Origin of the sequence: Rhodococcus sp. Q (assembly GCF_005503035.1) — a bacterium.
Lineage (GTDB): Bacteria > Actinomycetota > Actinomycetes > Mycobacteriales > Mycobacteriaceae > Rhodococcus_G.
Window position 1 is genome coordinate 286,995 of the sequence record NZ_SCOY01000002.1, and the last position, 23,018, is coordinate 310,012.

Consider the following 23,018-nt stretch of genomic DNA (forward strand, 5'->3'; position numbering starts at 1 on the left):
GCGGTGCACGCTGCCACACCCGCGCGCACCAACCGGTGCGGTGACCTGGCGTTACGTGTCAGCCTGTGGATGAACGGCGCGGGAGCACCGCCGCCATGGCGTCCCGGGGGGCGGGCCTGCCCGTGAACTGCTCGACCTGGCCGAACGCCTGGTTGAGCAGCATCCGAAGCCCGTCGACGACGGTGCCGCCCGCAGCCTCGACAGCGGACGCGAGCGGGGTGGGCCAGGGATCGTAGATCGCGTCGAACACCACCGGTGCCTGCGCAACGGCGGACGCATAGGGGGCGATCGCGGCGGCGGGCACCGTGCTCACCACGACCGCGGCGTCGCGGCACGGGGCCGACAGTCCGTCGAAGTTCTGGTACCGGGCGCGCACGCCCATCACCTCCGCACAGGCGAGGGTGTCCGCGGCGCGGTCGGCCGAGCGGGCAACCACCGTCACCTCGGCGACCCCGAGGTCGGCGAGTGCACGCAGCGCCGGTCGCGAGGTGCCGCCCGCGCCGATGACGACGGCACTCGACCCGCTCAGGTCGACGACCCCGACCTCGGCGAGCGCGCCCGCGACGCCGTCGACGTCGGTGCAGTCCGCGCGCCAGCCGCTGCCCGAACCACTGTCACCGATGCGGACGAGAGTGTTCGCGGACCCGACCTGCACGGCCCGTTCGGTCCGTTCGGTGGCGTGGGCGAGCGCGGCGAGCTTGCCCGGCATCGTCACCGACAGTCCCACCCACTCCGGTCCGAGCCCGTCGACGAGCGCGGGAAGCTGCTCGCCGGTGCACTCGATGCGCTCGTAGGTCCAGTCGGTCAGGCCGAGCGCCCGATACGCGGCGAGGTGCAGGTCGGGCGACCGGGAATGCTCGATCGGCTTGCCGAGGACCGCCGCGCGGCGCGGCGCGCTCGCCGTGTTGTCGTAACCCGTCACGTTGTCAGCGACCACTGCGCAGGATCCCACTTTCCACGGCCTTCTTGCTGTTCTCCAGGTGCTCCTCGTAGCTGTGGGTGAACAGCGTGGTGCCCTTGTCGTCGATGGTGACGAAGTACAGCCAGTCCCCCGCAGGCGCGGTTTCCACCGCCTGGACCGCCGCGATGCTCGGCGACGAGATCGGGGTCGCGGGCAGGCCTTCCTTCGCGTACGTGTTCCACGGTGTGACGGTGGCCCGGTCCTGGTCGGTGGTGGCGAGTTCGGTGGTGTCGAGCGCGTAGTTGACCGTCGAGTCGAACTCGAGCTTCTGGGGCACGGCGAGACGGTTGACGATCACTCGGGCGACCTTGCCGAAGTCGGCGGGCAGCGACTCCCGCTCGACGAGCGAGGCCGCGATCAGCACCTCGTAGGGGTTCAGCCCCACGTTCGCTCCGGCGGTGGTGATGCCGGTCGACTGGTACTTCGCGGCGCTTCCGCCGACGAGGCCGCTGAGGATCTCGGTGGCGTCGGCGGCGGGATCGAAGTCCCAACTGCCCGCGGCGATGAGCCCTTCGAGTTGACGAGACGCATCGGGCACCCTGCGCACCTGTTCGATCGCCCAGGCGGGTACCCCGAGCCCGGCGAGGTCGGGGCTCGCGCCCGCGGCGTCGAGCTCGTCGACGGTGACGCAGTCGAGCCCGCCGGAGGCTCCCGGTAGGCAGCTCGCCTCCGAGATGAGCGTGTAGATGCCGCGTTTGACGGCGCCGGTGTTGACGTCGCGGGTGTCGTGCAGCTGCCTGCCCTCGGAGATCACCAGGGATCCGACTCGCGACGACGGGTCGACGAGTGTGGCGACGGCTTCGGAGGCCGGCAGTCGCGACTGCAGGTGGTAGTAGCCGGGCTGCAGCGATTGCATGTCCGGGTTCGCGATCGCGGCCTCGTAGAACGCGGAACTGCTTGCCACGACGTCCTTCTCTGCCATCTGCGCGCCGATCTGGGTGGCGGTGTCGCCTGCGTTCACGACGACGACCACCTCGGGGCCGGCTTCGCCGGACGCGTAGTCGGGGGCGGCTTTGCCACCGAGCATGTCGAACGCCACGTACCCGACACCGCCGACGACGGCGAGGCCGACGACGACCGCCAGTGCGAGGAAGACCCCGCGACCGCGCTTGCGGCGGGTCACCGCCGCCTCCTGGGCTTCACGTGCGCGACGGGCCTCGGCCCGGCTCACGTACTGCCGCTGGTCGTGCGTCACTCCGCGCCCTCCGGTTCGGTCACGTCCGGTCCCTCCGGTTGTGCGGCCTGCGCCGACCGCAGCGCCGCGCTTCGCTGATCGAGCCACCCCTGGAGGATCGCGACAGCTGCTGCCTGATCGATCACCGACCGCTGGCCCTTGGCCTTGACCCCGCTTTCACGCAGGGATCGCGACGCGGTGACCGTCGTGAAGCGTTCGTCGGTCATCCGGACCGGGATCGGAGCGATCCGTTCCCGGAGCTGGTCGGCGAACTTGACGGCCAGACCTGCTGCGGCGCCGCGTTCCCCACGCAGGGTCTGCGGCAGACCGACGATAACCTCCACCGCCTCGTACTCCTCGACTATCGCGGCGAGTCGCCGGAGGTCGGAGGTGTCGGCCCTGCTCTTGGACCTCGGTACGGTCTCGACCGGCGTGGCGAGGATGCCGTCGGGGTCGCTGGCGGCGACGCCGATGCGGACGCTTCCGACGTCGATCGCGATGCGGCGACCCCGACCGGGGTCGCCGCTTCCGTCCAGGTCCGTCACCCGGCGATCTCGGCGACGCGGGCGCGGACCGCCGCGAGCGCTGCGGGAATGCCGGACGCATCGCTGCCCGACCCCTGCGCCATCTCGGGCTTGCCGCCGCCGCGGCCACCGATCAGCGGCCCGAAGGCGCCGACGAGGTCGCCGGACTTGACGCCCAGATCCAGTGCGGCCTTCGTGGCTGTCACGACGAACGGAACCTTGCCGTCGGCGGAGCCGAGCAGGACGACGACGGCGGCCTCGGTGCCGAACCGGCCGCGGATGTCGGTGGCGAGGGTGCGCAGATCGCCTGCGGGCACGCCGTCGGGTGCCTGCTCGGCGACGAGCAGCAGCCCACCGACGCGCTGCGCCTTCTCGACGAAGCCCGCCGCGGAGGCGAGCACCGCCGCTGCCTTGGTGGCCTCGAGTTCCTTCTCGGCGACCTTGAGCCGCTCGACGAGCTGCTCGACGCGGCCGGGCACCTCGTCCGACGGCACCTTCAGGGCGGTCGCGACGCCCGCGAGCAGTGCGCGTTCCTTGGCGAGGTAGCGGTACGAGTCGAGGCCGACGAACGCCTCGACGCGGCGCGCGCCCGAGCCGACGGACGACTCACCGAGCAGCGTGATCTGACCGATCTGCGCCGACGACTGCACGTGCGTGCCGCCGCAGAGTTCCATCGAGAACGGTCCACCGATCTCGACGACCCGGACCTCGTTGCCGTAGTTCTCGCCGAACAGCGCCATCGCGCCCATCGACCTGGCCTTGTCGAGATCGGTGACGAAGGTGTTGACGGTGTGGTTGGCGGCGACGGCCTCGTTGGCGACGGCTTCGATGTCGGCGAGCTGCTGCGCTGACAGCTGGTTCTGCCACGCGAAGTCGAACCGCAGGTAGCCGGGCTTGTTCAGCGAACCCTTCTGCGTGGTGTTGGGGCCGAGCACCTGCCGCAGCGCGGCGTGCACCATGTGGGTTCCGGAGTGGCCCTGGGTTGCACCGGACCGCCACGCCGGGTCGACCTGCGCGAGGATCGCGTCACCCTCGGTCAGCTGGCCTTCCTCGACGGTGACCTTGTGCACCCAGACCTTCTTGGCGATCTTCTGCACGTCGCGGACCCGGACCCGCAGACCCGGTCCGGTGATGACGCCGATGTCGGCGATCTGGCCACCGGACTCCGCGTAGAGCGGGGTGCGGTCGAGGATGACCTCGACCTCCTGCCCCGCGGTCGCGGTCGGGACCCGGACTCCGCCCGAGATGAGCGCGAGAACCGTTGCCTCGGTGGTCAGTTCGGCGAAACCGGTGAACTCGGTCTCGCCGCGGTCGACGAACTCCTTGTAGATGCTCAGGTCGGCGTGCGCGTGCTTGCGGGACTGGGCGTCCTCCTTCGCGCGCTTGCGCTGCTCGGCCATCAGCGACCGGAACCCGTCCTCGTCGACCGAGAGGCCCGCCTCGGCCGCCATCTCCAGCGTCAGGTCGATCGGGAAGCCGTAGGTGTCGTGCAGGACGAACGCCTCGCTGCCGCCGAAGACCTTCTTGCCCGCCGCCTTGACCTCGCCGGCCTCGGCCTCGAACATCTTCGACCCCGACGCGAGGGTGCGCAGGAACGCGGTCTCCTCGCCGACCGCGACACCGAGGATGCGGTCGAAGTCGGTCGCCAACACCGGGTACGACTCGGACATCGTGTCGCGGACGACCGTGACGAACTCGGCCATGCTCGGCTTCTCCGCGCCCAGCAGTCGAGCGGAACGCACGATGCGGCGCAGCAGGCGGCGCAGCACGTAACCGCGGCCCTCGTTGCCGGGGTTCACGCCGTCCGCGATGAGCATCACGCCGGTCCGGGCATGGTCGGCGATGACGCGGAACCGGACGTCGGACTCGTGGTCGGCGCCGTAGGAGCGACCGGTCAGTTCCTCGGCCTTCGTGATCACGGGACGCACGAGGTCGGTCTCGTAGACGTTGTCGACGTCCTGGAGCAGGAAGGCGACGCGCTCGACGCCCATGCCGGTGTCGATGTTCTGCTTGGGCAGCGGCCCGAGGATCTCGAAGCTGTCCTTGCCGGAGCCCTCGCCGCGCTCGTTCTGCATGAACACGAGGTTCCAGATTTCGAGGTAGCGATCCTCGTCGGCTTCGGGGCCGCCCGGGGCGCCGAACTCGGGTCCGCGGTCGTAGTAGATCTCCGAGCACGGGCCGCACGGTCCGGGGACGCCCATCGACCAGTAGTTGTCGGCCATGCCGCGGCGCTGGATGCGCTCGTCGGGGATGCCGGCCTCTTCTTTCCAGATGTCGCGGGCTTCGTCGTCGTCGAGGTAGACGGTGACCCACAGGCGCTCGGGATCGAAGCCGTAGCCGCCGTCCTCGATGCTGTTCGTCAGCAGCGCCCAGGCGTGCTTGATCGCGCCGCGCTTGAAGTAGTCGCCGAAGCTGAAGTTGCCTGCCATCTGGAAGAACGTGTTGTGCCGCGTGGTGACACCGACGTTCTCGATGTCGCCGGTGCGCACGCACTTCTGGACGCTCGTCGCGGTGTCGTAGGGCGGGGTCTGCTGACCGAGGAAGTACGGCTTGAACTGCACCATGCCCGCGTTGACGAACAGCAGGTTCGGGTCGTCGAAGAGCAGCGAGGCGCTGGCCACCTCGGTGTGACCCGCCTTGACGAAGTGGTCGAGGAATCGCCTGCGGATCTCGTGGGTCTGCACCTTTGTTGCCCTTCGCGAGTGAACTGAACCTTGCCGTCGACGCCGCCGGGTGGGGCGAATCGACCATTCACAAGCTTAACTGTCGAGTCTGCGGGTTTTCTCCCGGCGGGTTTCCACCGGGCGGGCTCGCGCCCCGGTTCAGGTCAGCCGGACCGGCAACCGTGACCAGCCACCTGCCGGATAGCGAGCAGGCACGGGCGCCTGCGCTCCCGGTGCGATCGCGGTCGTGCCGGAGAACAGTTCCTCGAACAGCACCCGCAGTTCCAGTCGCGCCAACCGAGCACCCGGGCAGTAGTGCACGCCGCGTCCGTAGACGAGATTGTCGGCGGGATCGCGGTCGAGACGGAACTCGTCGGGGTCTCCGAACACCCGCGGATCGCGGTTCGCCGATGTCCACACCACGTACACCCGGTCCTCGGCCTCGAGTGGAGTGCCTGCGATCTCGGTGGCGACGGTGACACGTCTGCGACTCGCGACGAACGGCGAGTTCATCCGCTGAATCTCGTCGGTGGCGACGTCGAGCCGTCCGGGGTCGGCGCGCAACTGCTCCTGAACGTCGGGGTGCCGCGCGAGGAAGCCCGCGACGACGCCCGCGCTCGCCGCGATCGTGCCCAGTTCCGCGACCGACCAGTTGCGGATGATCGACACGATCTCCTCGTCGCTCAGCGGCCGACCGTCCAACCGTTCCTCGAGCAGCGCACCGGTCGGGTCGGTGGCGGGCCGTCCCCGTCGGGCGTCGAGTTGGGTCCGGATGTGGCCGTCGAACTCGACGGCGATCTCGGCCATCGCCGTGCGGTCGACGGCGAGGGTCGCGCGCCGGTTCTTCTCCGTCCACTCCCGCATCGGCGCACGCAGCGAATCCGGCCAGCCCATGAACGCGCAGGTCGCGTCGTTCGCGAACGGTTCGGCCAGTTCCGCCATCAGATCCACGTCCACTCCGCGCGGCACGGCGGCGACGAGATCGGCGCAGATGCTGCGCAGCGTCGGTTCGAATCCGGCGATCGCGTCGTCGGTGAAATAGCGGTCGATCATCGTCCGGTAGTCGCGGTGGGCGGCGCCGTCGAATCCGTTGGGAACCTGCAGGTGCCGCGACACGGCGTTGGAGTACGTCGCGGTGTCGTCGGCGACCGCGACGGCGTCGGCGTGCCCGAACACGGTCCAACTGTCGTTGCCGTCATAGGCGATCGGACACCGCTCCCGCATCGCGTCGTACGACGCGATCTGGTCGGATGCACCTCGTCGGACCGAGGCTGCCAGTCCGGTTCACGCTGTCGCGTCATCACGGGGTCCCATCGCCGAGAGGTGAGCCCAGTATCACCCTCCCGAGGTCAGCCGCGCACGATACGACGCAGCTTTCCGACCCGCGTCGCGAGTTCCCGTTCACCACCGTGCGTGGTCGGCTCGTAGTAGTCGACGCCGACCAGTTCGTCGGGCGGATACTGCTGCGCGAGGACACCGTCGGTGGTGTCGTGCGGATACCTGTATCCGATTGCGTTGCCGAGTTTCTGGGCGCCCGCGTAGTGCCCGTCCCGCAGGTGCGCCGGAACGGTGCCCGCCTTACCGGCCCGAATGTCGGCCATCGCGGCGCCGAGCGCGGCCGTGACCGCGCCGGACTTGGGTGCGGTCGCGATGTGAATCGTGGCCTGCGCCAATGCGAGTTGCGCCTCGGGCATGCCCACCAGTTGCACCACCTGGGCGGCCGCGGTCGCGGTCTGCAGCGCGCTCGGATCCGCCATCCCCACGTCCTCGCTGGCGTGGATCATCAGTCGACGCGCGATGAACCGCGGGTCCTCCCCCGCGACGATCATGCGGGCCAGATAGTGCAGTGCGGCGTCCACGTCCGAGCCGCGGAGCGACTTGATGAAGGCACTGGTGACGTCGTAGTGCTGATCGCCGTCGCGGTCGTAGCGCACGGCCGCCCTGTCGACGCTGGACTCGACGGCGGCGAGGTCGACGACGGTGCCGCCGTCGCGATGCGGGACGGCGCCGCCGTCGCGGTCGAGGACGGTCCCGGCTGCGGCCTCCAACGCCGTCAGCGCGCGGCGCGCGTCACCGCCCGCGAGCCGCACCAGGTGGCCCATGGCTTCCTCGGTCAACGTCACCGCTCCGCCGAGCCCGCGCGGATCGGTGACGGCCCGATCGAGCAGCGTCCGGATGTCGTCGTCGGTCAGCGATCTCAGCTGCAGCACCAGCGAGCGTGAGAGCAGCGGCGACACGACCGAGAACGACGGATTCTCGGTGGTCGCGGCGACCAGGAGCACGATGCGGTTCTCGACGGCGGCGAGCAGGGCATCCTGCTGGGTCTTGGAGAACCGGTGTACCTCGTCGATGAAGAGGACGGTCTGTTCCCCTGCCGTGAGTCTGCGGCGGGCTAGGTCGATGACGGCGCGCACATCCTTGACGCCCGCGGACAGCGCGGACAGCGCCTCGAACCGGCGGCCCGTCGCGCGCGAGATCAGTGATGCGAGCGTCGTCTTTCCGGTGCCGGGCGGCCCGTAGAGCATGACCGACGCGGCTCCGGAACCCTCGACGAGACGCCGCAGCGGCGCACCCGGTTCGAGAAGGTGCCCCTGCCCGAGGACCTCGTCGAGGGTTCCGGGTCGCATCCGGACGGCGAGCGGCGCGTCGGGGCGGGTCGGAGCGAGCCCACCGGTGACCCCCGCGGAACCGGGCGGGGATTCGGGACGGGTGGTGTCGAACAGTCCGTCCTCTTCGGACCCGTGCGGTCCGTCCGTGCCGTCGCGGGGCCCCAGCCAATCGCTCACGGGTTCGAATCTACCCGGCGGCATGAACGACCCCGGAGGCGACGAGATGCCGAACACTCGGCGAACATCGGGCGTTCACCGCGAATCTGGATTGAACGGGCGTCCAGATTCATATGTCATCCGAGGTATGCCGCAATTGAACCGTCGCGCGATGCTGCGCGGAACCACCCTGGCGACCGGCGCCGCACTGCTCGCTCGCCCGGCTGCCGCTGCCGCGCAGTCCGGAACCCCGTTCGTTCACGGCGTCGCCTCCGGTGACCCACTCCCCGATCGGGTGATCCTGTGGACCCGAATCACTCCCACTCCCGATGCCGTTCCCGGCTCCGGACTCGGGGGTCCGGTGACCGTGCGCTGGGAGGTGGCGTCCGACGCCGGGTTCGGTTCCGTGGTCCGCTCCGGGTCGGTGACCGCGACGGCGGATGCAGACCACACCGTGAAGGTGGACGCCACCGGATTGCAGGCCGGCCGGTCGTACCACTTCCGGTTCGTCGCCCCCGACGGATCGCGGTCCCCGGTCGGGCGCACCCGCACCGCACCGGCCGAGGATGCCGCGGTGTCGTCGCTGCGCTTCGGTGTCGTGTCCTGTTCCAACTGGGAGGCGGGCTGGTTCGCCGCGTACCGGCACCTGGCCGCCCGTGACGACCTCGACGCGATCGTGCACCTCGGCGACTACCTCTACGAGTACGGCCGCGGCGAGTACGGCACCCGGGGCCGGTCCGTGCGCTGGCACGACCCCGCCCACGAGATCGTCTCCCTGTCCGACTACCGGATCCGGCACGCCCAGTACAAGACCGACCCCGACCTGCAGGCGCTGCACGCGCGGTTCCCGTTCATCGTCACGTGGGACGACCACGAGACCGCGGACAATGCCTGGATCGGCGGCGCGGAGAACCACGACCCGGCGACGGAGGGCGACTGGGCAGCTCGGTTCGCCGCGGGCAAGCGCGCCTACCTGGAGTGGATGCCGATCCGTGTGTCGGGAACCGAGCAGCCGCTGTATCGGCGCCTGCGTTTCGGCACGCTCGCCGAACTGTCGATGCTCGACCTGCGCAGCCACCGCGACCTGCAGGTGTCGGCAACGTCGAAGAACGTCGATTCCCCGGATCGGAGCCTCACCGGTCGCGCCCAGTTCGACTGGCTCCGATCGGGCATCGTGTCGTCGCCGACGCAGTGGAAGCTGGTCGGCAATCCCGTGATGATCGCGCCGATCCTGTTCCCACCCTTGGACACTCGCACGACGCAGGCCCTGACCGACATGGTGGGGCTGCCCGACTCGGGCATCCCGTTCAACGCCGACCAGTGGGACGGGTACACCGCCGACCGGCGTCGTCTGTTCGACGCGATCGCGGGCGACGCGGTCACCGACACCGTCTTCCTCACCGGCGACATCCACTGCTCGTGGGGTGCGGAGTTGCCGCTGAACGCGGCCGCGCAGCCCGCGGGTGCCACCGTCGGAACCGAGTTCGTGGTGCCGTCGGTGACCTCGCCGAACATCGACGACAGTCTCGGTGTTCCGCCGCGTTCGACCTCGCCCGCCGTCGAGGCTGCGTTGCAGACGACGAACCGGCACCTGCGATACGTCGAACTCGACTCGCACGGGTACGGCGTCCTCGACGTCGACGCGTCCCGGGCGCAGATGGACTGGTGCTTCCTCACCGATCCGACCGATCCGGGCGCGGGTGTTCGGGTGGGCGCGAGCTTCGCGACGCCGCGCGGCAGTCAGCGTCTGGTGCCGGCCGCTCCGCTTGCTCCGGGAGCCGCGCGGTGACCCTCGGGTCACGCTGACCTGCACTCGGGGCCGCCTGCAGCGGCCCCGGGTGCTCAGCCCCAGTTCTCGGTGAACCTCGCGGCAACCTCGTGCGCGTGCTCGGCGACCGCGGCGTTGCCGACGTGCTCGGCGAACTCGGCGAGTGCACGCCATCGGGAGATCAGAGCCCTGGAACGCGGCGCCGACAGCTGGTGCTCACGCACCGCGGCGATGCGCGCGTGGTCCTCGGGCAGGAACCAGTAGGTGGACAGCCACACCCACACCAACTGCGCGTCGAGCAGGCGCGAGTGGAGGGTGCGGTCGTCGGCGAGCGCGGGCCAGATCCCGACGACCTCGGCCCGCCACGCCTCGATCATCGCCAGCGAGCGGTCCAAGGACAGTGAGAAGCTGCAGAGGCAGCCGGGGAACGAGACGAGCGCGTACGCGACGTCGAGGGTCGCGTCGCGGAAGCCGCCCCACTCGTAGTCGAGGAACCGAACGCCCTCGTCGTCGACGATGATGTTGTCCGGGCACAGGTCGGACGGGCTGAACGCTCGGTGACGTCCACCCGAGAACAGTGCGACGCCACGCTCGGCGGCCTCGGTGACCTCCGGTCCGGGCGTGACACCGATCTCCTGGCTGAGCATCGTGGGCAGGCGAGGGATGCTGGAGGTGACCTCCGACGACACGAGGTTTCCGTTGTGGGAGACGCCGGAGCGTCGCAGCAGCGCCGAGAAGTCCTCCTCGCGTCCGACGGTCGCCGCATGCATCCGGCCCATCGCCTGCGCCAGTGCCATCAGGGAATTGGTCACCGCGGCCTCGTCCGGTCGCACGAGCAGCCGGGCGATCGGGGCGGCGTCGCCGAGGTCGGTGAGGATGAGCAGCCGGGCTTCGAGGTCGTAGGCGATGAGCGACGGCCCGGGCCGGTTCTCGGTGGCCAGTGCGGTGGCGAACTGGTAGGACACCGCTTCGCGGAGGAACGCGGAGTCGACGCCGTCGCCCTGGATCCCGTCCGGGAACGCGCTGTCGGAGTGCGGGCTCGCGCTGAGGGCGTGTGCCGCCTCGGACAGCTCGCGGACCTGTTTGACCACCAGGGTCCGGGGCAGCGAGAACGGATTCGCCGCGCACCGGACGCGGAGGACGACGGTGCGCCCACTACCTCCGAGGTCGACGGGATCGACGAGGGACACCGGGGCTCCGGTGCGTCGCTCGAGCAGCCGTTCGGCTGCGGCGACCACGTCGGAGACTGGATCTGCCAAGAGTGTGGTCATAGCGCCCAACAACCTACCTGTCCGCTGTGACACTTCGGGTGCCGTCGGCAATGCCGACCGCACCGAATCGAGGATCGATCACCCCCGATTCGCCCCCTTCTCCCGGGCGGACCAGCGACAACAGACCGTACAGTCCTCATTGTTGCGAAACGGTCACGGCCGCCCGGGATCGGGAGGTCAGAGGCGATCAGCTGTCGCTGTCGCCCTCGTCGGACTTCTTCGACTCGGCCTTGGCATCCTTCTCGGCCTTCGGCTCGGGCTTGGCATCCTTCTCGGCCTTCGGCTCGGGCTTGGCATCGATGCCCGACTCCTTGCGCTGGAGCGCGGTGATCGGGGCGGGCGCCTCGGTGAGCGGGTCGACGCCGCCACCGGACTTCGGGAACGCGATGACCTCGCGGATCGAGTCCATTCCCGCGAGCAGTGCGGTGATGCGGTCCCAGCCGAAGGCGATGCCGCCGTGCGGCGGCGCGCCGAACGCGAAGGCGTCGAGGAGGAAGCCGAACTTCTCCTGCGCCTCCTCGTGGGAGATCCCCATGACCTGGAAGACGCGTTCCTGAATGTCCTTGCGGTGGATACGGATCGAGCCGCCGCCGATCTCGTTGCCGTTGCAGACGATGTCGTAGGCGTACGCCAGTGCCGAGCTCGGATCGGTGTCGAAGGTGTCCATCGACTCCGGCTTCGGGGAGGTGAAGGCGTGGTGCACCGCGGTCCAGGCGCTGTAGCCGAGCGCGACGTCGCCGCCCGCGACGGCATCGGAGGTCGGCTCGAACATCGGCGCGTCGACGACCCACACGAACGCCCACTCGTTGGGGTCGATCAGGTCCTGCTTGCGGGCGATCTCGCCGCGTGCCGCGCCGAGCAGTCCACGCATCTGCTTGGTCGGTCCGGCGGCGAAGAAGATGCAGTCGCCGGGCTTGGCACCGACGTGCGCGGCGAGGCCGGCGCGCTCGGTGTCGGTGAGGTTCTTGGCCACCGGACCGGTCAACTCGCCGTCCTCGGCGATGAGCACGTACGCGAGACCCTTGGCGCCGCGCTGCTTGGCCCATTCCTGCCAGCGGTCGAGCTCACGCCGCGGCTGACTCGCACCGCCTGGCATGACGACGGCGCCGACGTACTCGGCCTGGAACACCCGGAAGGTGGTGTCCTTGAAGAACTCCATGCACTCGACCAGTTCGATACCGAACCGCAGGTCAGGCTTGTCGGAGCCGTAGCGGCGCATCGCATCCGCGTAGGTCATCCGGGCGATCGGGGTGGTGATCTCGTGCCCGATCAGCTTCCAGACGTTGGTGAGGATCTCCTCGGCCAGCAGGATGACGTCGTCCTGGTTGACGAAGCTCATCTCGATGTCGAGCTGCGTGAACTCGGGCTGCCGGTCGGCGCGGAAGTCCTCGTCGCGGTAGCAGCGCGCGATCTGGTAGTACCGCTCGATGCCGCCGACCATGAGCAGCTGCTTGAACAGCTGCGGCGACTGCGGCAGCGCGTAGAAGCTGCCGGGCTGCAGGCGGGCGGGGACGAGGAAGTCGCGGGCACCCTCGGGGGTGGAGCGGGTCAGGGTCGGGGTCTCGACCTCGACGAACTCGTGGTGCGCCAGCACCTCGCGGGCCGCGGCGTTGACCTTCGACCGCAGCCGGATCGCATGGCCGGGACCCTCACGTCGCAGGTCGAGGTAGCGGTACTTGAGGCGCGCTTCCTCACCGGCGTTGTCGTCGAGCTGGAACGGCAGCGGGGCGCTCTCGTTGAGCACCTCGAGCACGGTGGCGTTCACCTCGATGGCACCGGTGGGGATCTCGTAGTTCTGGTTGCCCTCGGGGCGGACCTCGACGACACCGGTCACCTTGACGCAGTACTCGGCGCGCAGTCGGTGCGCCTGCTCGAGAACGTCGTCGCTGCGGAAGACCACCTGCGCCACGCCCGAGGCGTCGCGCAGGTCGATGAAGATGACGCCGCCGTGGTCGCGTCGCCGCGCAACCCAGCCGGTGAGGGTGACGGTCTGGGCGGCCTGCTCGGGTCGCAACGAGCCGGCGAGATGGGTGCGCAGCACGGGGTTCCTTTCACACTTCCAGTCACACAGGATCTGGGACTTGTTGTCCTGTGATCCTACGGAGGCGCGGATTCGATGACACATCGCACCGGAACCATCGGCAATGCAGGTCCGCGTGCCAAGCTGTGACGGGACGGAGCCGGCCAACTGACGAGAGGTGCCGATGACCTTCAACGAGGGCGCGCGAATCGACCCGAACCGGGTCAAGGTCGGTGGCGGCGGTGGCCGCGGCGGCAAGGTCGCGATCGGCGGCGGCCTGGGCGGACTGGTCGTGGTGATCCTGGCGCTGCTCCTGGGCGGGGACCCTGGATCGCTGCTCGGAGCCACCTCCGGGACCGACGACGGCACGATCGGCAGCGGCCCGATCGGCGGCCTCGAGAACTGCGAGACGGGCGCAGACGCCAACCGTGACGTCGACTGCCGAGTGGTCGGCACCGTGGCCAGCCTCGACTCCGTGTGGGGCGCCGAACTGGCCGACCAGACGGGCACGCCGTACGTCCAGCCGGAGGTCGTCCTGTTCTCCGGGGCGGTCGCGACGGGCTGCGGCAACGCCACCAGCGAGGTCGGGCCGTTCTACTGCCCGGCGGATTCGACCGCCTACTTCGACACCAGCTTCTTCCAGTTGCTCGTCGACCGGTTCGGATCGTCGGCGGGTCCGCTGGCGCAGGAGTACGTCGTGGCGCACGAGGTCGGTCACCACATCCAGAACCAGCTCGGCGACCTCGGCCGCGCGCAGGCCGATCCGCGGGGCCCCGAGTCGGGCGCGGTCCGCACCGAGTTGCAGGCGGACTGCTACGCAGGCGTCTGGGCGCACTACGCCGACAACCAGGCGGGGCCCGACGGCGGTGCTCCGTTCCTGAAGCCGCTGTCGACGTCCGACGTCGAGGACGCGTTGTCGGCGGCGGCGTCGGTCGGCGACGATCGCATCCAGAAGGCCGCGACCGGCCGCGTCAATCCCGAAGGGTGGACGCACGGTTCGGCGGAGCAGCGGCAGAAGTGGTTCCTGACCGGGTACCAGACCGGGCAGGTGTCGGCCTGTGACACCTACCGAGCCCGCGACCTCGACAACCCGTCCGGGCTGACCCGCTGACTACTCCACGACGATCAGGCCACGGGCACCGCGATCCGCGGCCGCCATCCGGTGGTTGAGGAACGTGTAGGTGCCGGGTTCGACGAACTGCATCTCCACGAATCCGCCCTGCGCGACCGCCAGGTCGAGAGCCTGCGCTCCCCCGCGGTCCGCATTGTCGGGACGTAGCAGGTGGGCGCCCTCCTTGTAGACGGCGTCGAACTGACTGCCGACGACGTGGAAGGACAGGTCCTCGTTGGGCCCTGCGACGAGCACCCAGATCCTGATCCGATCGCCGACGCGGGCCCGGAGCGGCTTGTGGAGGTACTGGTCGGCGAACCCGTTGAAGAGCACCAGGTCCGGGGTCGCGGCGGCGACCTTGTCCGCGTCCACCGCGCCGTCACCGAGGTAGGCCTCGGACTGCACCATCAGGTACTCGGCGTCGACGGGCGTGAGCGACGGCGGGTCGATCACGACCGCACCGAACATGCCTGCGGCGATGTGCACGGCCATCGGCGTGGTGGCGCAGTGGTACAACCAGATTCCGCTGCGGACGGCGGTGAACCGGTAGATCAGCGAGTCGCCGGGGTTGATGGTGCGCATGGGTTCGTCGGGTGAGATCACGCCCGCGTGGAAGTCGATGGAGTGCCCCATGCTGCCGTTGTTGACGAGGGTGATCTCGAAGGTGTCGCCGAGTTTCCCGCGCAGCGTCGGACCCATCGGGGACCCGTTGTAGGTCCACATCGTCTGCGGGGCCCCGACGGCGTACTCGCCGGGCACCTCGGTGACCTCGAAGGTGTAGCGATGCACCGATTCGCTTGGCGCGGGCGGCAATCGAGGGTCCCGTGCGACGAAACCGGCGTCGGGTTTCCGCGAGAGGTCGACGGCCAGTGGTGCGGGACCGGACCCGGCGTGCGCGGAGTGACCACCTCCACCGGTGTCTCCGCCCGTGTCACCGTTGTCCGTCTCACCGTCGACGACGATGTGCAGCACCATCCCCTGCTGACGGTGCCCGACGATCGAGCACCAGCCCTCGACTGGTTCGCCGATCACGCCCACGTCGAGGGTCGCGCCCGCACCAGGAGCGAGGCGCCCGGAGCTCTGCCCGGAGGCCAGGACGAGGTCGTGGACCTGATCGTCGGTGTTGGTGACGTCGATGACGAGTCGGTCGCCCGTGGGCACGGTGATCGTTCCGGGAGTGAAGCGCATGTCCTTCGCCTCGACGCTGACGGTGGTGGTCTGCCCGGTGGGTGTCACCCCGGCCGACGCGTCGGAGCCGACGGAACCGCCGCCACCGAGGCCGGAGGTGACCGCCGCGACCAGCGCAAGGCAGGCGAGCGCGGCAACGGCCTGCGTGCCGCGCTGCTGCGTCGCGGGCGTGAACGTGGGCGGCGTCTGCCCCGCCGCGACCGCACGCCGTCCCGCGACGGAAATCCGGGCGCTGCTGATCATGATCGGAAGGAATGCGGCGAACGCGAGCATCACCGCCGCCGACACTCCGACCTTGGTCCAACTCGGCAGGGGCAGCAGCCACATCAGCAGCCCGAGGTTGATGACGACGAGACGGAACACCCACCAACGGTTCATCGCGTCGAAGGCCGCGGCGGCGGATGGGCCGCCCATCGTTCCGGGAAGTATCTGGCTCATGACGCCGAAGAGCAGTTGGGCGGCGAATCCCGCGAGGAACGGGATGGTCATGAGAGTGGCGCGGTCCGGCGTCATCGGCCCGGTCGCGAGGACGACGGTCAGCGCAGCGAGGCTGCCGAGCAACCACAGCAGTGCGGCGGTGATCGACGACGCGGCGTAGCCCTGCGGCGGATGGGACACCGCCCCGCGAAGCATGGGCAGTGCCACCACGAGCCAACCGACGAGGTAGACGGCGACACCGAGTGCGGCAACGAGGTGCAGGTCCGCGAGCGCACCCCCGGTGAGCACGGCGATACCCACGAGCAGCACCGCGAGCGCGACCGGGCGTCGACGCGCGCTGGTGTTCTCCATGCCGATCAGCCGGGAGTACATGACGGTGAGCACGCCCGCAGCGGCGAGGCCGAGGAAGCCGAGCAGGTTCATCGCCTGATGCGCGAGCAGGAAGCCGGCGTGCGCGGTGTCGGTGAGGCCGTACGCGAGTGTCGCTCCGAACGCCGCGCCGATCGGCAGCAGCGCCGACGACGCGATCAGGAACCAGACGCTCTGCGCCTGTTCGGCCGGTTGCTGCCCGTCGGCGGCACGCCACCGCTGGGCGCGGCGCAGCAGGAGCAGCAGCGCGATCGCGTGCCAGGCAACCATCGAGGCGACGACGACCGCACCGACGAGGACGACCGGGAACCACGCTCCGAGGACCCCGGCGATCGTGAGGACGATGCCGGCGTTGAGCAGGTAGATCCGGACCAGTTGGGGTCCGCGTTCGGTATCCGGCAGGTGGTAGCCGAGGAATCTCTCCGTGAACGTGTACGACCACACGATGATCGAATTCGTCACGGCGCCCAGGGTGAACAGGTGAATCAGCAGCCACCGCGACTCCGGCAGGAACGGGTGGGCGAGGCCCGCGAGGATCAACACCACCAGCCAGATCCGGACGGGCATCCCCGCACGCTGATGCCAACTCCGTGGCCGCTTCGCCGGCCGCTCCGCCGTCGTGCTCATGGGTTGAGCGTAAACGGGAGCGCCACCGAATACTACGAATTGTCGTAGACACCACGGGCGCTGCGACTACTCCTCGGACGGCACCTCCGGCGGCGACTCGGACGCCTCCTCGGACGTCTCCTGTTCGGCGACGAGTTCGTAACGACGACCGTAGGTTTCGACGATCGCCTGGATGACGGCGACGACGGGAACCGACACCAACGCCCCGATCGCGCCGAACAGTGACGCACCCACGATCACGGATCCGAATGCCACCGCCGGATGGATCGAGACGGTCCGCGACGTGATGCGCGGATGGAGCACGTAGTTCTCGAGCTGTTGGTACGCGGTGCCGAAGGCGATCACCCACACGCCGTCCATCGGCTGCTGCGCCGCGGCGATGATCGCGGGCAGGGCGATCGCCAGGTAGGTGCCGAGCGTCGGAATGAACTGCGAGACGACCCCGGTCCAGATCGCCAGCGGCAGCCAGTACGGGACCCCGATCAGCATCAGGAAGATTCCCGTACCGACGGCGCTCACGGCGGCCAGGATCAGCCTGGACACCACGTAGCCGCCCGCCTTCTCGACCGAGATGCTCCAGACCGTCGCGATGACCTCCTGCTGCCGAGCCGGGAACCAACTCGAGATCGTCCGCCGGAACTGCGGTCCCTGCGCCGACATGTAGAACACGAAGAGCAGCATCGTCAGGGCCTGGAACACGACCCCGACGATGGACGAGACCACTCCCAGGACACTGGGTGTGTAGCGCTGCGCGAGGTCCTTGACGGTCTCGGGAGTGATCTTGATCAGGTCCTTGCCGGTGGCGAATTCCGTGCCGAAGGTGCGGTTCGCCCACTCGGTCACCTGGGACAGCGCGTCGGGCAGCGCGGTGAGCAACTGCGCCAACTGCTCGGCCAGCAGGGTGCCGAAGAGGGCAATGAACCCGATCGAGAACAGCGACAACGACACCATGACGATGCCCGTGCCCGCGCCGCGACGCAGGCCCTTCCGTTCGAACCAGTCGACCACCGGTTCGATCGTGACGCTGGCCAGCCAGGCCAGGAACAGCAGGCCGAGGAAGCCGCGCAGATTGTGGAAGAGCCACCCCGACATCTGGTACGCGGCGATCGCGAGCACGATGTACACGGTGACCAGCCGCAGCCATCGCAGGTTCGTTGTCCGGCTGGCGGTCTCGGGTCCGAGGCGACGGACCGACGATCTCGCGGCCGCGGATGTACGCGCACCCGAGGCATCCGGGGTGACTCGGTTCACGCGCTTGGGGGTCGGCGCCGGTGACTCCGCCGGGTCGTCTTCGTTCATCGCACCTCCACGCCGGTCGTGCCGCCCAGTCGGTTCGCGCCCCGGTGCGGAATCTACTCGCGCAGCGGGATCAGAACAGCGTCAACGCGGGCGCCGCGCCTGCGCCGACGAGTTCCCGAGTCGGTGCGACCGGCTCCTGCCGGACGGCGTCACCGGCGAGCCCGTACTTGTCGACCAGGGGCGACACGCGCCGACGCAGCCACGTCTTGTACTCCGGTGTCACGTGTGAGCCACGCCCGTACAGCTGCCGGTATCGGCGAATCAGGGCCGGATGATGTTCGGCGAGCCAGTTCAGGAACCAGCCGCGGGTACTGCCGCGCAGATGCATGGGAAACACCGTCACTCCGGTGGCCCCCGCCTCGGAGATCGCCGACAGCAGTGCGTCGAGATGCGCGTTCGAGTCGGTGAGGTACGGGATGACCGGCGCCACCATGACGTGACAGTCGAATCCCGCATCGGTGATCGCTCGGATCAGGTCGAGCCGGGCACGCGGCGTCGGGGTTCCGGGCTCGATCGCCTGCTGCAACTCGGGATCGCCGATCGCGAGGGACACCGACAGCGACACCGGCACCTGCCGGGAGGCGAGGGTGAGCAGCGGCAGGTCGCGGCGCAGCAGCGTGCCCTTGGTGAGGATCGAGAACGGCGTCCCCGACTCGGCCAGCGCGGTGACGATTCCCGGCATCAGCCGGTACCGCCCCTCGGCCCGCTGATAGGGGTCGGTGTTCGTGCCGAGCGCCACCGGATCGCGCTTCCAGGAGCGCTTGGCCAGTTCGCGGCGCAGCACCGCCGCGACGTTCGTCTTCACTACGACCTGCGTGTCGAAGTCGGTGCCCGCGTCGAGGTCGAGGTACTCGTGCGTCGGCCGGGCGAAGCAGTAGCGGCAGGCATGCGTGCAGCCGCGAAAGGTATTGACGGTGAATCGGAACGGCAGCGTCGACTCCGCGGGCAGCTTGTTGAGCGCCGACTTGCACAGCACCTCGTGGAAGGTGATGCCCTCGAACTCGGGTGTCTGTACGCTTCGGACCAGCCCGGCCCGCGCGAGCCCTGGGAGGGCACCGTCGTCGAGGTCCGACTGCACGGCATCGAGTGTCTGACCCTGCCAACGCATGGCGATAGTCGAACACTTGTTCTAGGTCAAGTCAAGCGCACTCGACCACAAGCCCAGCACATTCGGGCGAGGAGTCGCAGAATTGACGACATGACCTCGGCTGTGGATCCGAAAGTCCCCCACTCGTCCACCGACGTTCTGATCGTGGGAGCGGGGCCGGTCGGACTTACCCTCGCGGTGCAGTTGCTTCGCCGTGGCATCGACGTCGTGGTCGTGGACAGGCGCAGGGAGCGCGCGCCGTACGCGAAGGCGATCGGTGTCTCGCCCCGCACACTCGAGGTCTTCGATGCGATGGGAATCGTCCGCGCGGCCGTGGACGCGTCGATCACGATGCGCGGCCAGATGGTGCATGTCGACGGAGGCCCGCCACAGACGCTCGACCTCGCGCTACCCGACGCGGTCCCGTACCGCGCGATCGCGATGCCACAGTACGAGACCGAGCGCATCCTCGACGAGGCATTCACCGCGCTCGGTGGCCGCGTCACGCGCGGGGTCGAGTTCACCGGATTCACCGAACGCGACGACACCGTCACCTCGACACTGCACGGTACGGGCGGTGGGTCGACCGTCTCGTCCCGCTACCTCGTCGGCTGCGACGGCGCACACTCCCTGGTCCGGAAGGGAATCGGTTCGCCGTTCGAGGGCGACGCGTTCCCCGAGGAGTACATGCTCGCCGACGTCGAGGTGGACTGGAACCAGCCCGCGGGGTACGGGATCCGGGCGATGCACCACACCGACGGCGTCGTCGACGACCTGCTGGTCGCGATCCCGCTGCCGCCGGACAGCGGGTCCGGCAACCCGCGGTACCGGATCTCGATGCTCGTCCCGGACGACCTCGCCACGGCTCCGAAGGAGGGCGAGGTGGCGCACGGCCCCGAGAGCGGCCACGCACCGGAACTACACCACATCCAGGCCGTGCTGGACCGTCTCGCACCCGAACCCACGACGGCCTCGAACATGCGGTGGTCGTCCGTCTTCCGGATCAGTCACCGCCTCGCACAGCGGTATTCGTCGGGCCGGGTGTTCCTCGCGGGCGACGCCGCGCACATCCATCCGCCGACGGGTGCGCAGGGAATGAACACCGGGATCCAGGACTCGACGAACCTGGCGTGGAAGCTCGCGCTCGCCGTCGCGGGCCGCGCCGACCCGGACCTGCTCGACACCTATCACCTGGAACGGCATCCGGTCGGCGAGGAGGTCGTGGGCCGGACGGTCCGCAATGCCCGCCACGGCATCGGTGCGGGCGAATCCGACCTGACGGTGGCCCTGCTGCGGGAGGCACAGTTGCTGGTCGCGTACCCGGACAGTCCGATCTGCGACGGTGACGGCGAGCGGGCGCCCGATGCCCGCGGCCTCGTCCAGGACTGTTCGTCGGTGCCGCTACGGGTGCACGACCTGCTGCGCCACCCGAACCACACCGCGCTGCTGTACGCCGCGGATACGGACGGCGTGACGGCGCAGCGTGCGCTCGCAGCCGACCTGAGGGAGAGGTACGGGCATCTCGTCCGCGCCTACGTGATCACGTCCGACGCGGGCGTGGACGCCTCGGGAATCGTCGTGCGGGACGGTGCGGGTGAATTCGCGGCCGCCTACCCGTCCGGGCCCCGAGGTGGGCACGTGATCCGGCCCGACGGGTACGTCGGCTTGCACGCCGATGCCGTGTCCCTCGATGCGATCACGACACACCTGGCACGCATCCTCGGGTGAATCAGCCGTCGATCACTGCTTGGACCAGCGCGCCGTAGCGGCGGATGAGTTCTTCCCGCTCCACGACGTCGGGCGCGAGCAGGCCCACGTGGCGCATGGCGCCCGCAAGACCCAGCAGGACAGTCAGCACCAGTTGCGATCGCACGTGGTCTGCACCGGTGTCACCGATGCGCTCGGCGACGGCGGCGACGTAGCGGGTGCGGATGCCGTCCCGGACAGTGTCGGGGTCGTCGGACTCGTGGATCAGGGTGGGCGCCATCGACAGTGCGTCCGGTTCGCCGTTGTCGCGCCGGTCGACCACTCGCCGCACGAGCTGGCATCCGACGGATTCCAGAGCGTCTGACCGACCCCCGGCCGGTGGGGCGACGCGCGGTTCCTCGAGCACCACCGCGGACGGGTCCGCGGCGGCGAAGAGTTCGGCCTTGCTTCCCGTCAGCTTCATCACCAGCGCGGGCGAGCACCCGGCTGCGGCGGCTATGTCCTTGATCGTCGTGGCGGTGTAGCCGCGGCGCGCGAACATCTCTCGCGCGACCGCGACGATCGCATCGCGTGTCGACGGTGTGGTCATCCGACACTCACCGATTCCCCCTCGTCTGCGCGGACCGGGACGGGATCGGACACGGGCGCCGTGCGTCGCGGAATGAACACGGCGACCCCGACGGCGACGAACGCTGCGGCGGCAGACATACCGAAGATGATCTGGAATGCCGCGAGTGAGGGCAAGTCCCGACCCGCGACGTCGATGGTGACGGTGGTGAGGAGTGCCGCGATGACCGCGCCCGACACCGACGTTCCCACGGCCCTGAGCAGGGTGTTGAGCCCGTTCGCCGACGCGGTCTGGGTGATCGGAACCGAGCCCATGATCAGTAGCGGCATCGTGGCGTAGGCGATGGCCGTGCCGATGGTGACGAGCATGGCACCGAGGACGATCAGCGGCACCGATCCGGTGAGGAAGATCCGGACGACGTACGCGACCGCGAGGACCGAGCCGCCGACGATCAGGGTGAGCCGAGCCCCGACCCGCGCGATCATCCGCGCGGAGACCGGCGCGAACGCGATCATCATGAGGCTCGCCGGCATCATGCAGAGCCCCGCGACCAGCACGGAGAGCCCGTGCCCGTACCCGGTCTCGTCGGTGATGACGAGTTGCTGCGTGGTGGCGAACATGTTCGCGTACATCGCGAATCCGACGAGCAGCCCGACGACGTTGGTCAGCAGGACGGGCCGCCGCGCCGAGACGCGGAGGTCCACCATCGGCGCGCGAAGGCGCAGCTGGAGCGGGAACCAGACCGCGAAGGACACCACCGAGGTCGCCGCGGCGATCAGGGTGAACTGGGACGTCCAGCCCCACGTTCCGCCCTTCGACACGGCCAGGAGCATCGAACTCAACGCGGCGGAGAGGAGGACCGCGCCGAGGTAGTCGAACCGGCCGGGCGTCCGGATCGGAGATTCCGGAACGACGCGCCACAGCGCGACGAGGAGCGCGAGCCCGGCGGTCGCGGAGAGCCAGAAGATCGACTCCCAGCCGAGGTATTGGTACACGAGACCGGACAGCGGCAGACCGAGCGCCGAACCGATGCCGAGGGTGGCGCTCATGAGTGCGGTGGCGCCCGCGACCTTCTCGCGCGGCAGTTCGTCCCGGAGGACGGCGATCGCCACCGGGATCATCGACGGGGCGAGCCCCTGGAGCGCGCGGCCGATCAGGACCGGCACGAACGAGCCTCCGACCGCGGCGACGACCGAGCCGACGATCATCGTCGACATCGCGATCAGCATCATCCGCTTCTTGCCGTACATGTCGGCGAGTCGGGAGACGATCGGCATCGCCACCGCCGAGACGAGCAGCGTGACGGTGACCAGCCACGTCGCGTCGGCGTAGTCGATGTCCAGGAGCTCCGGCAGGTGCGTCACGAGGGGCGTGACGAGCGTCTGCTGCAGCGCCACCACGGTTCCCGACAGGCACAGGACGGCGGTGAGGACGCCACTCGACACACGCGTCGGTTCGGCAGGGGGCGATGCGATCAC

At 69.4% G+C, this 23,018-nt stretch carries 16 protein-coding genes; 3 read left to right on the top strand and 13 right to left on the bottom strand.

Translation table 11 applies throughout. The features are described from left to right. Positions 1–58 precede the first annotated feature (58 nt). The 6 genes from FFS72_RS03630 to FFS72_RS03655 form a co-directional block, all read right to left on the bottom strand. Entirely contained in the window at positions 59–937 is an 879-nt protein-coding gene (locus tag FFS72_RS03630; protein ID WP_249353094.1) for a shikimate dehydrogenase, read from the bottom strand. Further along, positions 927–2,156, bottom strand: a complete 1,230-nt coding sequence (locus FFS72_RS03635) for an endolytic transglycosylase MltG (protein ID WP_137872650.1) — start codon at positions 2,154–2,156, stop codon at positions 927–929. Before FFS72_RS03635 ends, FFS72_RS03630 begins: the two co-directional genes overlap by 11 nt. Then, positions 2,153–2,680, bottom strand: coding sequence for a Holliday junction resolvase RuvX (gene ruvX / locus FFS72_RS03640; protein WP_050066021.1), 528 nt, complete (start codon positions 2,678–2,680; stop codon positions 2,153–2,155). The genes FFS72_RS03635 and ruvX overlap by 4 nt, the downstream gene beginning before the upstream one ends. After that, positions 2,677–5,343 carry an alanine--tRNA ligase gene (gene alaS, locus FFS72_RS03645; RefSeq protein WP_137872651.1) on the bottom strand — a complete coding sequence of 889 codons (2,667 nt, stop codon included), beginning with the start codon at positions 5,341–5,343 and terminating at the stop codon, positions 2,677–2,679. The genes ruvX and alaS overlap by 4 nt, the downstream gene beginning before the upstream one ends. A gap of 138 nt (positions 5,344–5,481) precedes the next feature. Beyond that, positions 5,482–6,498, bottom strand: coding sequence for a cytochrome P450 (locus tag FFS72_RS03650; protein ID WP_249353095.1), 1,017 nt, complete (start codon positions 6,496–6,498; stop codon positions 5,482–5,484). A 173-nt stretch (positions 6,499–6,671) separates the two neighbouring features. Continuing rightward, positions 6,672–8,108 carry a replication-associated recombination protein A gene (locus FFS72_RS03655; RefSeq protein WP_137872653.1) on the bottom strand — a complete coding sequence of 479 codons (1,437 nt, stop codon included), beginning with the start codon at positions 8,106–8,108 and terminating at the stop codon, positions 6,672–6,674. Positions 8,109–8,235: 127 nt separating this feature from the next. Here FFS72_RS03655 and FFS72_RS03660 point away from each other — a divergent pair, with 127 nt between their 5' ends. Beyond that, positions 8,236–9,876: an alkaline phosphatase D family protein gene (locus tag FFS72_RS03660; protein WP_249353096.1), complete on the top strand. Its 1,641-nt coding sequence runs from the start codon at positions 8,236–8,238 to the stop codon at positions 9,874–9,876. Positions 9,877–9,929: 53 nt separating this feature from the next. On the opposite strand, the gene FFS72_RS03665 is transcribed toward FFS72_RS03660, so the two are convergent. Together FFS72_RS03665 and aspS are read right to left on the bottom strand one after the other, a co-directional pair. Beyond that, the gene (locus tag FFS72_RS03665) at positions 9,930–11,126 is read right to left on the bottom strand and encodes a phosphotransferase family protein (RefSeq protein WP_137872654.1); all 1,197 of its coding nucleotides are present in this window, start codon (positions 11,124–11,126) and stop codon (positions 9,930–9,932) included. A gap of 187 nt (positions 11,127–11,313) precedes the next feature. Continuing rightward, positions 11,314–13,167 (bottom strand): aspartate--tRNA ligase, encoded by a 1,854-nt coding sequence (aspS, locus tag FFS72_RS03670; protein WP_137872655.1) that lies wholly within the window; start codon positions 13,165–13,167, stop codon positions 11,314–11,316. 163 nt (positions 13,168–13,330) lie between these two features. Between aspS and ypfJ the strand changes: the two genes are divergently transcribed. Further along, positions 13,331–14,257, top strand: a complete 927-nt coding sequence (gene ypfJ, locus FFS72_RS03675; RefSeq protein WP_137872656.1) for a KPN_02809 family neutral zinc metallopeptidase — start codon at positions 13,331–13,333, stop codon at positions 14,255–14,257. On the opposite strand, the gene FFS72_RS03680 is transcribed toward ypfJ, so the two are convergent. The 3 genes from FFS72_RS03680 to FFS72_RS03690 form a co-directional block, all read right to left on the bottom strand. Further along, positions 14,258–16,879: a multicopper oxidase domain-containing protein gene (locus FFS72_RS03680; RefSeq protein ID WP_137872657.1), complete on the bottom strand. Its 2,622-nt coding sequence runs from the start codon at positions 16,877–16,879 to the stop codon at positions 14,258–14,260. Between the two features lie 66 nt (positions 16,880–16,945). Continuing rightward, a complete protein-coding gene (locus FFS72_RS03685; RefSeq protein ID WP_137872658.1) occupies positions 16,946–18,178 on the bottom strand; it encodes an AI-2E family transporter in 1,233 nt (410 codons plus the stop codon). Between the two features lie 70 nt (positions 18,179–18,248). Beyond that, entirely contained in the window at positions 18,249–19,286 is a 1,038-nt protein-coding gene (locus FFS72_RS03690; RefSeq protein ID WP_137872659.1) for an Rv2578c family radical SAM protein, read from the bottom strand. A gap of 90 nt (positions 19,287–19,376) precedes the next feature. Between FFS72_RS03690 and FFS72_RS03695 the strand changes: the two genes are divergently transcribed. After that, positions 19,377–20,993, top strand: coding sequence for an FAD-dependent oxidoreductase (locus FFS72_RS03695; RefSeq protein WP_137872660.1), 1,617 nt, complete (start codon positions 19,377–19,379; stop codon positions 20,991–20,993). 1 nt (position 20,994) lies between these two features. Here FFS72_RS03695 and FFS72_RS03700 read toward each other — a convergent pair whose 3' ends face one another. Both FFS72_RS03700 and FFS72_RS03705 read right to left on the bottom strand, forming a co-directional pair. Then, on the bottom strand, positions 20,995–21,561 hold the full coding sequence (locus FFS72_RS03700) for a TetR/AcrR family transcriptional regulator (protein ID WP_137872661.1): 567 nt from the start codon (positions 21,559–21,561) through the stop codon (positions 20,995–20,997). Further along, positions 21,558–23,018, bottom strand: coding sequence for an MFS transporter (locus FFS72_RS03705; protein ID WP_249353097.1), 1,461 nt, complete (start codon positions 23,016–23,018; stop codon positions 21,558–21,560). The genes FFS72_RS03700 and FFS72_RS03705 overlap by 4 nt, the downstream gene beginning before the upstream one ends.

What these genes read in the sequence shown, in the direction of transcription:
- FFS72_RS03660 (WP_249353096.1), top strand. Translation starts at nt 8,236, where the DNA reads ATGCCGCAATTGAACCGTCGCGCGATGCTGCGCGGAACCACCCTGGCG.
- FFS72_RS03665 (WP_137872654.1), bottom strand. Translation starts at nt 11,126, where the DNA reads ATGACCACACTCTTGGCAGATCCAGTCTCCGACGTGGTCGCCGCAGCC.
- ypfJ (WP_137872656.1), top strand. Translation starts at nt 13,331, where the DNA reads ATGACCTTCAACGAGGGCGCGCGAATCGACCCGAACCGGGTCAAGGTC.
- FFS72_RS03680 (WP_137872657.1), bottom strand. Translation starts at nt 16,879, where the DNA reads ATGAGCACGACGGCGGAGCGGCCGGCGAAGCGGCCACGGAGTTGGCAT.
- FFS72_RS03685 (WP_137872658.1), bottom strand. Translation starts at nt 18,178, where the DNA reads ATGAACGAAGACGACCCGGCGGAGTCACCGGCGCCGACCCCCAAGCGC.
- FFS72_RS03690 (WP_137872659.1), bottom strand. Translation starts at nt 19,286, where the DNA reads ATGCGTTGGCAGGGTCAGACACTCGATGCCGTGCAGTCGGACCTCGAC.
- FFS72_RS03695 (WP_137872660.1), top strand. Translation starts at nt 19,377, where the DNA reads ATGACCTCGGCTGTGGATCCGAAAGTCCCCCACTCGTCCACCGACGTT.
- FFS72_RS03700 (WP_137872661.1), bottom strand. Translation starts at nt 21,561, where the DNA reads ATGACCACACCGTCGACACGCGATGCGATCGTCGCGGTCGCGCGAGAG.